Raw genomic sequence first — 13,548 nt, forward strand, 5'->3', positions numbered from 1 at the left:
ACGTTAGATAACGATACTTTTGAAAACACTGGAAAATCAAGGTTTTTCGAGCGACGGACAAGCAGGGTATTGTACTAAAAACTGAATACGACGCAGAAGCGGCGTTTCTTACTCTCTACATGGGAGAGCAGGAACGCCGCTTTTTTCATGCCCTTTGTTACGCAGTAGGGGCAGAAAAAGCCTTGCTACAAGCGGTTTTCCGGGCGCGTATCTGGCGCGGAAAGGGATTTATACCTTATCCCCCGAAACCGCGCTTCTACTGCGTAACAAATCCAAAGCAAAGGAGCTATGAACTATGGCAGTTTTCAGAGTGGAACGGAACAAGGGCTACACCGTAATGAGCAACCACCACCTACGCAACAAGGAGCTTTCCCTAAAGGCAAAGGGGCTGTTATCGCAAATGCTGTCACTCCCCGAAGATTGGGACTACACCTTGAAAGGCTTATCCCTTATCAACCGGGAGAAGATAGACGCTATCCGCGAAGCCATTAAGGAGCTTGAACGCGCCGGGTATATCGTCCGTTCAAGGGAGCGCGACGAGAAAGGACGCTTGCGGGGCGCGGACTATGTGATATTCGAGCAGCCGCAGCCGCCTACGCCGGATTTACCTACATTGGAAAATCCAACATTGGATAATCCAACGCAGGAAAAACCAACATTGGAAAAACCTACGTTGGAAAATCCAACGCAATTAAATAAAGATATACAAAGAACTTACTTACCAAAAAAAGAAAAAATAATTACTGATGAACAAAGTACCCATTCCATTCCTATCCTTTCCCCTAACCCCTCTCCTTGCAGAGAAGCGGCTACGCCGCCGGAACGGAAAGGAACGGAAGCGGCAGCACAGAGCGCAGTTGATATATACCGGGAAATCATCAAGGACAATATCGACTACCACATTCTCAAACAGGACATGAAGTTTGACAGTGACAGGCTTGACGAGATTGTAGACCTCATGCTTGAAACCGTATGCACCGCAAGGAAGCGGGTACGGATTGCAGGGGACGACTACCCGGCAGAGCTTGTGAAATCTAAGTTTATGAAACTGGACGGCGAGCATATCCGCTTTGTGCTTGACTGTATGCGGGAGAACACAACGAAAATCCGCAACATCAAGCAATATCTGAAAGCAGCCCTTTTCAACGCCCCGTCCACTATCGGCAATTATTACACTTCCCTTGTCGCCCATGACATGGCAAGCGGCGCACTGTCACCGAAAAAGCCGCAGTACGGCGACCCGGACTATTATTCATGCAAACCGGGCGAAAGCCTGTAAAACAACAAAAGGAGGATTTTATTATGGCACAGAAAATGACAGGAGCATTGGTATTTGACGAGCGCACCGACCGTTACGACATCCGCTTTGACTTAAACAGCTACTATGGCGGGCTGCATTGTGGAGAATGTTTTGACGTATTCGTGCGGGGCAAGTGGAAGCCGACCCGGATTGAGTACGGCGACAACTGGTATCTTGTGGGTATCAGAGCCGAGGACTTGAACGGGCTGCGGGTGCGTATCTGACCGCCGCCCCATAAAGAAACGCGAAAGGAGGACGCGACAAATTGCAGGACGAAGTAAACGAAAAGACCATAGCCCTTTACATCAAGACCGGGAAGCTGACCGCCCAGACGCTCCAAAAGGCAATGAAAGCCATACTGTCAAAGGGAAAAAAACAGCTTTCCAAACCGCCACAGGGCAAGCAGAGCTTAAAGCAGCTTATGAAGCAGAACGCGGGCGTTTCCAACATTGAGATTACCGAGGGCAATATCAAAGCCTTTGAGAGTACGGCGAAAAAGTACGGTATCGACTTTGCGCTGAAAAAGGACGCGACGGAAAGCCCGCCCCGCTATCTGGTTTTCTTCAAGGGGCGGGACGCGGACGTACTGACCGCAGCCTTTAAGGAATTTTCCGCAAAAAAGCTGACACAGGAGAAAAAGCCCTCAATCCGAAAGCTGCTCTCTACCCTCAAAGAAGCTGCACAGGGCAGAAACGCGGAACGGGCAAAGGTCAAGAACAAGGACAGGGAGGTATCGCTATGAAGCCGGAAATCAAGAAGCTGCTTATCCTAAATCTCCCGTATCTGCTCTTTGTCTGGCTCTTTGATAAAGTGGGCGCGGCTGTCCGGCTCTCCCCCGGCGCGGACGCAAGCGCAAAGCTGCTACATCTTGGGGACGGTTTTACCGCCGCCTTTTCCAGTATCGCGCCGAGCTTCCACCCGGCAGACTTAGCTTTAGGCATTGCGGGGGCGGTCATTGTCCGGCTGATTATCTACACCAAAGGCAAGAACGCGAAGAAATACCGCCGCGGGACAGAATACGGTTCGGCGCGTTGGGGCGGGGCTGACGACATAAAGCCGTACACCGACCCGGTATTTGAGAACAATATTCCCTTAACACAGACGGAACGGCTCACCATGAACAGCCGCCCGAAGCAGCCGAAATACGCAAGAAACAAAAATATCCTTGTAATCGGCGGTTCCGGCAGCGGCAAGACCCGGTTCTTTGTGAAACCGTCGCTCATGCAATGTACGTCAAAGGATTTTCCAACGTCGTATATCGTCACTGACCCGAAAGGAACACTGATTTTGGAAACCGGGAAAATGTTACAGCGGTACAAATACCGTATCAAAGTGCTAAATACGATTAACTTCAAAAAATCCATGAAATACAATCCCTTTGCCTATCTGCGGAGCGAAAAGGACATTTTGAAGTTAGTCAATACCATTATCGCCAACACCAAAGGCGACGGGGAAAAATCCGGCGAGGATTTCTGGGTGAGTGCGACTCGTTCGCAGACGGTAAAAAGTCTGCGCACGAGCAACGGTTTTCCGTTGTTCGGAGAACTGGTAGTTTGATAGGTGGAATGACGGGGTAACGCCCTGAAACGCCTACCCTTGATGGGCGTGCATTAGCTGTAATGGCTGGTGTACGAAGCCCCATGACAAAGGCTGAGAGTAACCGTAACCACTGCCTAAAGTGGTCGAAAGCGGTCTGGAGGCAGACTGTGTTACCTATAAGCCGAGGGTCTATAAGATACCTATGGTTAGAATGTTCGCTTTGGCGGGCGGACTGACGAACCTGCGAATGTACAGGTCTAAAAGAAGACCACGCAGAAATGTGTGGGTGCGTTAATGCGCAGTCGGTGTGGTTTAGTAGAAATTGATCCTACGAACGACCATGCTGTGTTACAGGCACAGGCAAGCCGACAGGTCTATAGCAGGAACCTACGGGTATGTATGAACAGATAGAACTATCGGAACGAGGAAAGGCAGCAGATTCCGCAAGGAATAGTCTGACGAAAAACAATAAGCAGACGAACTGCTGCTGAAAAGTAGTGGTCGAACTTATGATGTGCTTGCGTTATGTGAGCTACGGAGGAATGGCCACAAGTCGGTTGAGATAAGCAGGCATTATTCAATCCAACATAAGGATTCGAGTAAGACCAAAAGGGTCACTTTCGCAAAAAGGAGGTGATGCCTTATGCCAAAGAAAAACAAAACTCTATGTGTAGATGACTTACGTCATGCCGAGTATTACGGTATGCAGCCAGTCTTTGATGAACTCTATCATCGAAGTTTGGAGGGAGAAAATTTTACCGACCTTATGGGTTTAATCCTGAGCCGGGACAACATTCTTCTGGCATATCGGAACATCAAAGCAAACGGAGGAAGCTACACAGCAGGAACAGACAACAAAAACATCAGTGACATCGGGTGTTTACCGCCCGAAACAGTTGCAGAGAAAGTGAGGTTTATTGTCACAGGAAGTCAGCACGGATACCGCCCAAAGCCGGTAAGACGCAAAGACATTCCGAAACCAAATGGAAAAACCAGACCGTTAGGTATTCCCTGTATCTGGGACAGGCTGGTACAGCAATGTATCAAACAGGTCATAGAGCCAATCTGCGAAGCGAAATTCAGCGACAACAGTTACGGCTTTCGCCCGAACCGTTCCGTGGAACACGCCGTGCAGAAAACTTACACCATGCTTCAACGCATGAACCTGCATTATGTGATTGAGTTTGATATAAAAGGATTTTTCGACAACGTAAATCACAGCAAGCTAATGCGGCAAATATGGGCAATGGGAATACACGACAAGCAGTTGATTTTCATTATCAAGCGGATTCTGAAAGCACCGATTAGAATGCCAGACGGCACTACACTCATTCCAGACAAAGGCACTCCGCAAGGCGGTATCATTTCACCGTTGCTTGCCAATATCGTGCTGAATGAACTGGACAAATGGGTTGAGAGCCAATGGCAGAACCACCCTCTTGTAAAGGAATACGGGTATGAGAGGAGAATCAGAAACTCGATTACTTTTGACCGGAGCAAGGCATTCCTCAAAATGAGGAAAACAGGGTTGAAAGAAATGTATATCGTGAGATATGCAGATGATTTCAGAATTTTCTGCCGGAATAAAGAGGACGCTTTGAGAACGAAAGAGGCTGTAACGGCATGGATAACCGAGAGGCTGAGGTTGGAGGTATCGCCAGAGAAAACAAGGATAGTCAATGTCAGAAAACGCTATTCAGAGTTTCTTGGGTTTAAGATACGCGTCAGACCGAAAAGCAGGAAGTACATCGTGCAATCTCATATCTGTGACAAAAAGTTGGAACTGGAAAGGCAAAAACTGGTGGAACAGGCGAAACGAATTGCCCGACCTTCAGAGGGAAAAAGACCTTTGGACGAAATACGGCTGTACAATTCAATGGTTCTGGGAATACAGAATTATTTTCAACTTGCCACCTGCATCAGCATTGATTGCAGGAAAATCCACAGACAGGTCATGACAGTTTTAACAAATCGGCTCAATACAGAAACCGGGTGCAGACTTGTTCGAGAGGGCGGCGCAATGACCGAGAGCGAAAAAGAACGGTTTGGAAAGTCGGCAATGATACGGTATGTATCTGGAATCGACCAACCTATCTACCCTATCGCATACATCAAGAACAAGATACCGATGGCAAAGAAAGCGGCGGTTTGCAGTTACACGGTAGAGGGACGGGCATTGATACACACGAACCTAAGTATGAACTCATCTGTTCTATCAGGTTTGAGGAATCAACCGTCTATGGGGCGAAGCACAGAACTTACTGACAGCAGGATTTCACTATTCTCGGCTCAACGTGGAAAATGTGCGCTAAGTGGGGAACTCTTTGAAAATGCGGCTGACATAGTATGCTGGCTGAAAACACCGGCAGAATTGGGCGGCAAGGAACGCTATCGAAACATGAGTTTGTTCCATAATAGATTTCTTCCACTCCTGCAAGAGTGTCCTAAGAATGAGCTAAAAGAGATAGCCGACACGCTCAAGGCAACAAAGGAACTGATGTTAAAAGTGAACAGTCTGCGCCAGCAGGCTGGTTTGTCCGCAATAGAAAACTAACATTTCATTTGGTGATTGATTAAATGCTTGTGAAAACAACCGATGGAACGCCGGATGCGGTGAAAGTCGCACGTCCGGTGTGGAGTGGGGGAAAATCCGGCGATAACTTCAAAGGATTACCTATCACTATAAGCGGAAAAGCTCTACTACACCGCGCTAATCGGCTATATCTGGTATGAAGCCCCGGAGGACGAGAAGAACTTCACGACGCTGCTTGAAATGATAAATGCGTCGGAAGCCCGCGAGGACGACGAGGATTTCCAGAACCCGGTTGACCTCATGTTTGAACGTCTGGAAGAAAAAGACCCGGAGCATTTTGCAGTCAAGCAGTACAAAAAATACAAACTTGCGGCGGGCAAGACCGCAAAAAGCATACTTATCTCATGCGGCGCGAGGTTAGCCCCATTCGACATTAAGGAGCTGCGGGAGCTTATGGAAACCGACGAAATGGAGCTTGACACCATAGGCGACAGAAAGACCGCCCTTTTCGTGATTATCAGCGACACCGACGACACCTTTAACTTTGTCGTGAGTATTCTCTACACACAGCTATTCAACCTCTTGTGCGACAAAGCAGATGATGAATACGGCGGGCGGCTTCCCGTCCATGTAAGGTGCTTGCTTGATGAATTTGCGAATATCGGGCAGATACCGAAGTTTGAAAAGCTCATAGCCACCATACGGAGCCGGGAAATCTCCGCGTCAATCATCTTGCAGAGCCAGTCACAGCTAAAGGCAATCTACAAGGACAACGCCGATACCATAGTCGGCAACTGCGACACCACGCTTTTCTTGGGCGGCAAGGAAAAAACGACGCTCAAAGAAATATCGGAGATTTTAGGCAAGGAAACGATAGACAGCTTCAACACTTCCGAAACAAGGGGGCGGGAGCTTTCGCATGGGCTGAACTATCAGAAATTGGGAAAGCAGCTTATGACGGAAGATGAAATCGCAGTCATGGACGGAGTGAAATGTATCTTGCAGCTACGCGGGGTGCGCCCGTTCTTTTCGGATAAATTCGACATAACGAAGCACCCGAAATACAAGTACCTGTCCGACGCAGACCCGAAGAACGCCTTTGACATGGAAAAGCACCTTAAACGCCGCCCCGCCATTGTCAAGCCCGACGAGGTTTTTGACTATTACGAGATTGACGCGGCAGACTTACAGGAGGACGCAGACCATGAGGAAACGTAGCGCAGAGGAAAAACAAAAGCAGCTTGAACGGTTTTTAATGAATGTTGCGGAAGCCGCCGACGCTGCATTATGGGAGTATTGGCGGGAAAAGGAAGCGGAACACCGCCGTTTTGCAACGGAGTATGTCACGCGCCGGGGGCTTATCCCGCAACAGTGACAGCATGGCAGACCGCCGGGGGACAGGGGAAGCTACACTTCCCCTACGCTGCCTGGCGGCAGCTACCCCTTTGTGAACTTGCGGGAAGCGAACACCTTGCTACGCAAGCTATTCACTTCCCGCAAGTCTGAAAAAAACGTCCGGCAGCACAGCGGGACACAGAAAGGAGCGATTGAAGCAATCACATCTATCCATACCGGCTACATGATACGCGCCCCCACTTTCCGGCGCGGTACACAGCGGCAGGAGCCGCACCCCTTACAACTGAATACCGCCGCGCCGCAGGACTTACGCAGCGCGGGGACAGCCGCCTTTACCAGAGGGCGGTTTTTTTGTGCGGCGGCATATGCTGACCGCCTTTTGTCCGCTTGCCGGACAGCCGCAGACGCGGCAGAAAGGATATATTTATGGCATTTTTCAATAGCGCAGTAGACGTTTTGCAGACCCTTGTTGTAGCACTTGGAGCCGGGCTTGGTATCTGGGGCGTGATTAACCTCATGGAGGGCTACGGCAACGACAATCCGGGCGCGAAAAGCCAGGGCATGAAGCAGCTCATGGCTAATTAGATGTAATAAAAGCGGAGAAAGGAAAAGCACAATCCAGACGGAACCGGCGGTGTAGTCAAGAAATATTGTGGAAACGCAAGATTTCTGCTATAATGGGTATAAAACACTTGACGATGGAAAGAAAGGCGGGAAGCCTATGCACATTAGTTATCAGCCACTATGGAACACACTGAAAGAGCGTGGCATGAGGAAAGAGGATTTGCGGCTTGCCGCCGGTCTTACCACAAATATGATTGCCAACATGGGCAAGGGAAAGAATATCAGCATGGAAACGCTGGTTCGCATTTGTGAAGCCTTGAATTGTGGTATTATGAATGTGATTAAATTAGAACAGGACAATATCTAAAGCGATATAATTTTATATTTGATTCGATTTGCACAAAAAATTAAATTTTAATGGTGTATATTTTCTATTGTACCCAATGTAAATAAGTGCTATCATAAAATAAAACAAGTACATTTGAAACATTTTATGATTTGAGAGTGTGCTTGCAGGTTAGTAGCATATTGCCAATAACTGAATACAAAAAATGTAGGTTCTGGTCATTTTAGAAAGGAGCATTGTTTATGAAAAAATTTAGTAAAAGATTGTTTACCTCGTTGGTAGCGTTTTGTATGCTTTTTGCTGTGAGTGCGGTTCCTGCTTTTGCAGCGGAAACAACAACGGAAATAACGGATACTCAACAGCCGGTAGTCATTGGAGAATATGACGGATACTTAACCGATGTTATGATTTCCGATGGTGTCACCAAAAGAGCAGTCGCTAATGTTCGTATTAACTCTTATGCAACTTATGATGAGGATGATGGGATTCAAGTTCATGTGAAGTTGTATGTACCGTGGTATGAATCTCCAAAACCGGAGTTCACTGGTATGACTGGTACAGTTAATGTGCTTATGAACAAAAAATCCACCAATACGGCATTTGCAGAATTAGCCGACGGTGAAGAAACAATCGAAACTGATGTGGATACTGGAAGAACAGGTAATAGCGGAGATAAGGGAACGGTTTCTGTTTCTGGTGTTGCTACCGCTAATAATGCCTTGGCAGGCGGTGGAGCTTTCGCTATTTCTTACCCTGTGACACTTCCCTAATTAAATGCAAAACAGTTGTGAATTAAGGTTGGTAATAGGTAAAATGAAACGGTTATTGGCAATATGCGTATGTTTTTTTATGTGTGTAGGCTTATGTTCGTGTGATTCTTCCCAAACTCGGTCGGTATCATCATATAACTGGTCTTTAGAATTTATTACTGATTTAGATGGTAATATGTTATTCTCAGGTTCAGTGCATGATGACATACCAGTATTGGATTTGACATTGAGTTTTGAAGAAAAAAGTTTTATCTTAACAGATAACACTCATAAACAAGAATGGACAGGTACATATTCGCTTGAAAAGATTGACAATTCTTCTTCGAAACTCGGATTAACTTTTGAAAATTTAGAGGAGCCTGTTACAGGCGTATATGGAACAAGAGTTTATTCTGATGATTCAGAAAGCGCAACAATTACATTACAAACTGATGAAAATATCCTGTCTTTTGTTGGAGAAGATTCATAAATAAAAACAGCCGCTGTAGGAACAAAATCCTACAACGGCTGTTTTTATTTCCACGGCCTGCGCCGGAAGTTCATACCAGACTGTTTTATCAGCGGGGATTTCTTGAACAGCTTTTTCAAAAGGCTTCGTTCCTCTTGTGAGAGCCGCTTGTATTTGAGCCGGAACGCCTTGCAGAATATCTCCGTGAATTGCTGAACCCTGTCCCCCGGAGATTGCATGGCCTTTTGTACTTCCCGTATAAGTTCATCGGCAGGCGTGGTATCCGGCGCACTTTCGCTGTCATTTTCGTGCGCCTTGCGTATATCATGGAGAATGACGTCCCATGTTTTGTGCGTCACATGGCAGAAAAAATCTTCTTCCTCTATCTGACAGGCTTCCAACACTTTGATTGCCCGGTCTGCCGCAGCTTCGGGGTGTTCTTCCAGTACCATAGCCCGTAAAGCAGCCAGTGAGCTGTTTGTGTCATGGAAGTGCATGGTTGCTATCCCGTCCACATAGATTTCTGCGTCTGCCAGCAATTCCTTAAATTTTTCATGGGAGATAATCTCACACAGCAGCCGGTTATTGAAGCGTTCACTTTTCAGCAGTTCCACGACTTCATCACTCAAATGTAATTCTTCTATCGGGGTGTTTTCATATCTCCGATTATTGGTAAGGCCGAGCAGATAGTCAACCGACACCTGATAGAAGTCTGCCAGCTTCAACAGGCTGCCGTGGTTAATTTCCTTGTATTCGTCGTTGTCGTTTTCATAACTGCCGAGGGCTGATTTTGAAATGCCGGTTTCCTGTGCCAGTTCTTCCAGATTCAAGCCCCGTTCCACCCGTAAATCTTTCAGGCGTTCCTGTACGGAAATGCGGGTTTTCATAAACACATCGCTCCTTCCTGCGGCTGGCTGCCGCTGTTATTCCTTATTATACCATATACCGTTCCGAAATCGTGGAATTTTTCGATTTTGGGGCGGTTTTCCTATTTTATGGACATACGGGAAAGGGTTCAAAAATGAGCTATGATTAAGTCAGTTCATCGATGGATTATTTCCAATCGAATGACCGGCCTGATGGGATATGCTCCCCGGCGATGTAGCGCAACGACCTGCGGCAAGGAAATGGAGGAACCTTGACCGCAGCGAGCGTACCAACGGGAACGAAACGCCGCTGTGAGATTCAGGGGCAGGAACGACAGCAGGACAACCCGGCAGAACTGATACCAAAACGCTACCCAAACACGACAAATCGGCGGGGTGTAGTCTGCCCCGTCCGTAATACTATGGGGCATTTCAAAGCGGCTCTATGGCCGTATTTTCCTTGAAAATCGCCCCGAAACATGACACCAAAAACCTTTATCCGCCTGTTCCCGTTGTTACGGCTGAAATGGGCGGATTTTCTATGATAGGAGGCACTATGCCGAGAATGAGCAAGAAACGGAAGTTGGAGCTTTCCTTCTTCCTCAATGACCGGGGGCGTGTGGCCTACAACGACCTGTGCCGGAAGTGCCAGCATAAGTGCAAGCAGAGTTTCCGGGCTGTCGTGATAGACTGCCCCCATTACCTGTCAAAACGAGCCAAGCGAAAGGAGAAAATCAGTTAAATGGAATTTGAATTTATGAGCGCAGACACGGTTCTGCCGCCTTGTATGCCGCTACCCGCCGCAATGCTTCGGCTGCCGATCAGCAGCACAGCAAAAGTCATGTATGCCCGTCTGCTGAACACCACCCTTACGGCAGGGATAGAGGATAGCAACGGCATTTTGTTTGTCCGTTTTCCTATCATGGAATTAGCGGCAGCCCTCTCCCGCAGCCCCGTCACTGTGAAGCGTTCCCTGAAAGAATTGGAGGACATCGGGCTTATCCTGCGGGTGCGCCGGGGTGTGGGAGAACCAAACCGCATTTACACGCTGCTTCCCAAAGGAGGGCTGCCATGATAAATGAGAAGCTGGAAAAGCTGAATCAGGAGATTGCCAAAGGCGAAGCCAGACTGCGGCGGGCGCAGCATGAAGAAAAAATACTGGAACACCAGGTGAAGCAGCTTACCCGGAAGGAACGGACGCACCGGCTCTGTACCAGAGGAGCTATGCTGGAAAGTTTCCTTTTAAGGCCGGAAGTGCTGACAGACGAGGATGTGATGGACATTCTGAAACAGGCATTTTCTCAAAGTGGCATGAAGGAAATAGTTGCAGAAAGCGTGAAAGGGCGGGTAGCCGGGGAATCCCTTACGGAGTAAGGGCGCAACTATACACCGGTCAAGCCGGTGCGTTGCGCCCTGCCGGGGGCTTCCTGCGGAAAGCGGATGATTTTCAGCACCGTTGCGGCTGCTTCCAATCATCACAGGGGACGCTACACTTCCCCTGCGCTGGCTGCGCCAGCTACCCCTTTGTGGACTTGCCGCCCGGGAACACCTTGCGCTGCAAGCTGTTCCCGTCCAGCAAGTTTACAATTTATCTATTCCAAAACAGGACTGCCCGTAGTATAATAAAGCTAATGACGAACACTATCTAAGGAGATGGTTTTATGTATGGATTGATTGCTTTGAATTTCATCATACCCTTTGTTATGGTTTTTGTAGGATATATCTTAAAGAAGCACCCGGTAAAAGATATAACATCCGGTAACGGATACAATACGCCTACATCTCGGAAGTCACAAGAGCATTGGGATTATGCACAAAGCATAGCACCTAATATTTTTATTGGTATTGGCAAAACATTAGGTTTGGTAGAAATCGTTTTGTGTATATCCTTACTTCTTCTTAATATTTCTACACAGACTACCGTATTTGCAGGAGTAGTTGTTGGAATTATTTTTCTGATTTTTGGATTTTATAAAACAGAAACTGGAATTACAAGTAAATTTGCGAACAAAAACTTTTAAGCTATTAGACAGCTTTCCATCATCGAGCCAACCTGACCCGAACCTTCAAAACTGAATACTAATCGCCTACCAGCGACACCACTAAGCAGGAAATCAGAAACGGTTTCCTGCTTTTCTTTTGCCCAAAATCAACCACAGGAAGGAGGAACGCTATGCCCTGTCCACACCATGATATAAAAATAATCCAGCGCAGCAACCACCAGTCAGCCGTTGCGTCTGCCGCCTACCAGAGTGGGGAACGGCTGTTTTCCGAGTACGACCAGAAGCAGAAATACTATTCCCATAAAAGCGAGATTGTCCATACAGAAATCATGCTGCCGCCCCACGCCCCACCAGCGTATGCAGACCGCAATACTTTGTGGAACGCCGCCGAAGCTATCGAGAAGCAATGGAACTCCCAGCTTGCCCGGAGAATCGTGCTTGCCATACCGAGGGAAATCCCCCCGGAACAGCACGCCGACCTTATCCGGGACTACTGCCGGGAGTTTTTTGTTTCTAAAGGCATGATTGCCGATTTTGCCATCCACGACAAAGGGAATGGGAATCCCCACGCCCACATCCTGCTGACCATGCGGGCAATGGACGAAAACGGGAAATGGCTTCCCAAGAGCCGGAAGGTTTATGACCTTGACGAGAACGGCGAGCGTATCCGGCTCCCGTCCGGGAGCTGGAAAAGCCACAAGGAGGATACCGTGGACTGGAACGACCAGAAGTACGGAGAGATCTGGCGGCAGGGCTGGGCGGCTACCGCTAACCGCTATCTGGAAGCCAACGGACGCCCGGAGCGCCTTGACCTTCGTTCCTATGAACGGCAGGGGCTTGATAAAATCCCCACCGTCCATATGGGGCCAGCAGTCAGCCAGATGGAGAAACGAGGGATACAGACCAACATCGGCAACTTGAACCGGGACATCAAAGCCGCCAATTCCCTTATGCAATCTATCCGGCAGATGGTACGCCACCTGAAAGGCTGGATTGCAGACCTGAAGGAGAAAAAAGCCGCCCTGCTGGAAGCCTTGCAGGAATCGAAGGAACCCACCCTGCCGGAGCTGCTGGGGAAATATCTGGATTTGCGCCGGGAGGAACGTACAGGCTGGACAAGCAAAGGCCAGCTTACAGGCAGCGTTGCCGATTTCAACAAGGTTATGGAAGCTATCCGCTATCTGCGGGAAAAGGAGCTGTCCACTGTGCAGAGTTTGGACGCTTATCTGGATACCGTCAGCGGGCAGGCCGTTTCCATCCGGGCAGAGATGAAGCCGAAAGAACAGCGTATGAAAGAAATCAACACCCTGCTTTCCCATATCGCCAACTTTGAAGCCCATAAGCCGGTTCATGTGGAGTATGCTGCCATCCGGTTTAAGAAGCCACGGGAACAGTTTGCCGCCGCCCATCGGGACGAGCTGGACGCCTATAATGCCGCTATCCGTTATTTCAAGGTGCATTTGAAGGAGAAGAAGTACAGCATTAAAAAGCTGAATGAGGAACAGACACAGCTTGCCGGAGAAGTTGCCGGATATAAGGAACGGTTGTCCGCATTACAGGAGGATGTGAAGATTCTCCGGGATGTGCGTCACTGGCTCAATCAGGTTCTTCCGTCTGAACAGTACCGCCAGACCGCCGAGCCGGGAAAGAAACCGTCCATCCAGCAGGCAGTCAAAGGCCGGACGCAGCGTATCCGGGAAGAACAGGCCGAGAAACGGAAGCAGCCCCGCACAGAGAAAAAACAGGATATGGAACTTTAATAGGCGCTTGCTATTTTCTTTTTCGAGAATGACAGGCGCTTTTCTTATTTTCAGGAGGATTTA

The 13,548-nt window shown here is 48.3% G+C and carries 16 protein-coding genes and 2 pseudogenes; 17 read left to right on the top strand and 1 reads right to left on the bottom strand.

Going from position 1 to position 13,548, the window contains the following annotated elements; all coding sequences use genetic code 11:
- Positions 1 to 295 precede the first annotated feature (295 nt).
- The 11 genes and pseudogenes from DXB39_RS08705 to DXB39_RS08755 all read left to right on the top strand — a co-directional run bounded on the left by DXB39_RS08705 (position 296) and on the right by DXB39_RS08755 (position 8,877).
- On the top strand, positions 296 to 1,279 hold the full coding sequence (locus DXB39_RS08705; RefSeq protein ID WP_022621156.1) for a DUF6017 domain-containing protein: 984 nt from the start codon (positions 296 to 298) through the stop codon (positions 1,277 to 1,279).
- Positions 1,280 to 1,302: 23 nt separating this feature from the next.
- Entirely contained in the window at positions 1,303 to 1,524 is a 222-nt protein-coding gene (locus DXB39_RS08710) for a DUF5348 domain-containing protein (protein WP_002569164.1), read from the top strand.
- Between the two features lie 41 nt (positions 1,525 to 1,565).
- Complete coding sequence (locus DXB39_RS08715; protein ID WP_002586631.1) at positions 1,566 to 2,042, top strand: PcfB family protein; 477 nt, start codon at positions 1,566 to 1,568, stop codon at positions 2,040 to 2,042.
- Positions 2,039 to 2,791, top strand: a pseudogene (locus tag DXB39_RS08720) (type IV secretory system conjugative DNA transfer family protein); the annotation flags it as partial. The gene DXB39_RS08715 and the pseudogene DXB39_RS08720, both read left to right, overlap by 4 nt.
- A gap of 691 nt (positions 2,792 to 3,482) precedes the next feature.
- The gene (gene ltrA, locus DXB39_RS08730) at positions 3,483 to 5,393 is read left to right on the top strand and encodes a group II intron reverse transcriptase/maturase (RefSeq protein ID WP_117841578.1); all 1,911 of its coding nucleotides are present in this window, start codon (positions 3,483 to 3,485) and stop codon (positions 5,391 to 5,393) included.
- Positions 5,394 to 5,525: 132 nt separating this feature from the next.
- A pseudogene (locus DXB39_RS08735) lies at positions 5,526 to 6,590 on the top strand (VirD4-like conjugal transfer protein, CD1115 family); the annotation flags it as partial.
- Positions 6,577 to 6,747 (top strand): hypothetical protein, encoded by a 171-nt coding sequence (locus DXB39_RS14930; RefSeq protein WP_002569167.1) that lies wholly within the window; start codon positions 6,577 to 6,579, stop codon positions 6,745 to 6,747. The pseudogene DXB39_RS08735 and the gene DXB39_RS14930, both read left to right, overlap by 14 nt.
- A 407-nt stretch (positions 6,748 to 7,154) precedes the next feature.
- The gene (locus tag DXB39_RS08740; RefSeq protein WP_008395948.1) at positions 7,155 to 7,313 is read left to right on the top strand and encodes a Maff2 family mobile element protein; all 159 of its coding nucleotides are present in this window, start codon (positions 7,155 to 7,157) and stop codon (positions 7,311 to 7,313) included.
- 136 nt (positions 7,314 to 7,449) lie between these two features.
- Positions 7,450 to 7,659, top strand: a complete 210-nt coding sequence (locus DXB39_RS08745) for a helix-turn-helix domain-containing protein (RefSeq protein ID WP_015514784.1) — start codon at positions 7,450 to 7,452, stop codon at positions 7,657 to 7,659.
- Positions 7,660 to 7,880: 221 nt separating this feature from the next.
- On the top strand, positions 7,881 to 8,408 hold the full coding sequence (locus tag DXB39_RS08750; protein ID WP_117841577.1) for a hypothetical protein: 528 nt from the start codon (positions 7,881 to 7,883) through the stop codon (positions 8,406 to 8,408).
- A 43-nt stretch (positions 8,409 to 8,451) separates the two neighbouring features.
- Positions 8,452 to 8,877, top strand: coding sequence for a hypothetical protein (locus tag DXB39_RS08755; protein ID WP_022261510.1), 426 nt, complete (start codon positions 8,452 to 8,454; stop codon positions 8,875 to 8,877).
- A gap of 44 nt (positions 8,878 to 8,921) precedes the next feature.
- Here the strand turns inward: DXB39_RS08755 and DXB39_RS08760 are convergent, their stop codons facing one another.
- The gene (locus DXB39_RS08760) at positions 8,922 to 9,743 is read right to left on the bottom strand and encodes a helix-turn-helix domain-containing protein (RefSeq protein ID WP_006859270.1); all 822 of its coding nucleotides are present in this window, start codon (positions 9,741 to 9,743) and stop codon (positions 8,922 to 8,924) included.
- A 251-nt stretch (positions 9,744 to 9,994) separates the two neighbouring features.
- Here DXB39_RS08760 and DXB39_RS14770 point away from each other — a divergent pair, with 251 nt between their 5' ends.
- From DXB39_RS14770 to mobQ, 6 genes are all read left to right on the top strand, one after another.
- On the top strand, positions 9,995 to 10,186 hold the full coding sequence (locus DXB39_RS14770) for a hypothetical protein (RefSeq protein WP_154314213.1): 192 nt from the start codon (positions 9,995 to 9,997) through the stop codon (positions 10,184 to 10,186).
- A 92-nt stretch (positions 10,187 to 10,278) separates the two neighbouring features.
- Positions 10,279 to 10,464 carry a hypothetical protein gene (locus DXB39_RS08770; protein WP_033118356.1) on the top strand — a complete coding sequence of 62 codons (186 nt, stop codon included), beginning with the start codon at positions 10,279 to 10,281 and terminating at the stop codon, positions 10,462 to 10,464.
- Positions 10,465 to 10,797 carry a hypothetical protein gene (locus DXB39_RS08775; protein ID WP_006859272.1) on the top strand — a complete coding sequence of 111 codons (333 nt, stop codon included), beginning with the start codon at positions 10,465 to 10,467 and terminating at the stop codon, positions 10,795 to 10,797.
- Positions 10,794 to 11,096 (top strand): DUF3847 domain-containing protein, encoded by a 303-nt coding sequence (locus DXB39_RS08780; RefSeq protein WP_006859273.1) that lies wholly within the window; start codon positions 10,794 to 10,796, stop codon positions 11,094 to 11,096. Before DXB39_RS08775 ends, DXB39_RS08780 begins: the two co-directional genes overlap by 4 nt.
- A 287-nt stretch (positions 11,097 to 11,383) precedes the next feature.
- Positions 11,384 to 11,743, top strand: a complete 360-nt coding sequence (locus tag DXB39_RS08785) for an SdpI family protein (RefSeq protein WP_117841576.1) — start codon at positions 11,384 to 11,386, stop codon at positions 11,741 to 11,743.
- A gap of 152 nt (positions 11,744 to 11,895) precedes the next feature.
- On the top strand, positions 11,896 to 13,485 hold the full coding sequence (gene mobQ, locus DXB39_RS08790) for a MobQ family relaxase (protein ID WP_006859284.1): 1,590 nt from the start codon (positions 11,896 to 11,898) through the stop codon (positions 13,483 to 13,485).
- Positions 13,486 to 13,548 lie beyond the last annotated feature (63 nt).

Source organism: Roseburia sp. OM03-7AC (genome assembly GCF_003462625.1).
Lineage (GTDB): Bacteria > Bacillota > Clostridia > Lachnospirales > Lachnospiraceae > Roseburia_C > Roseburia_C amylophila.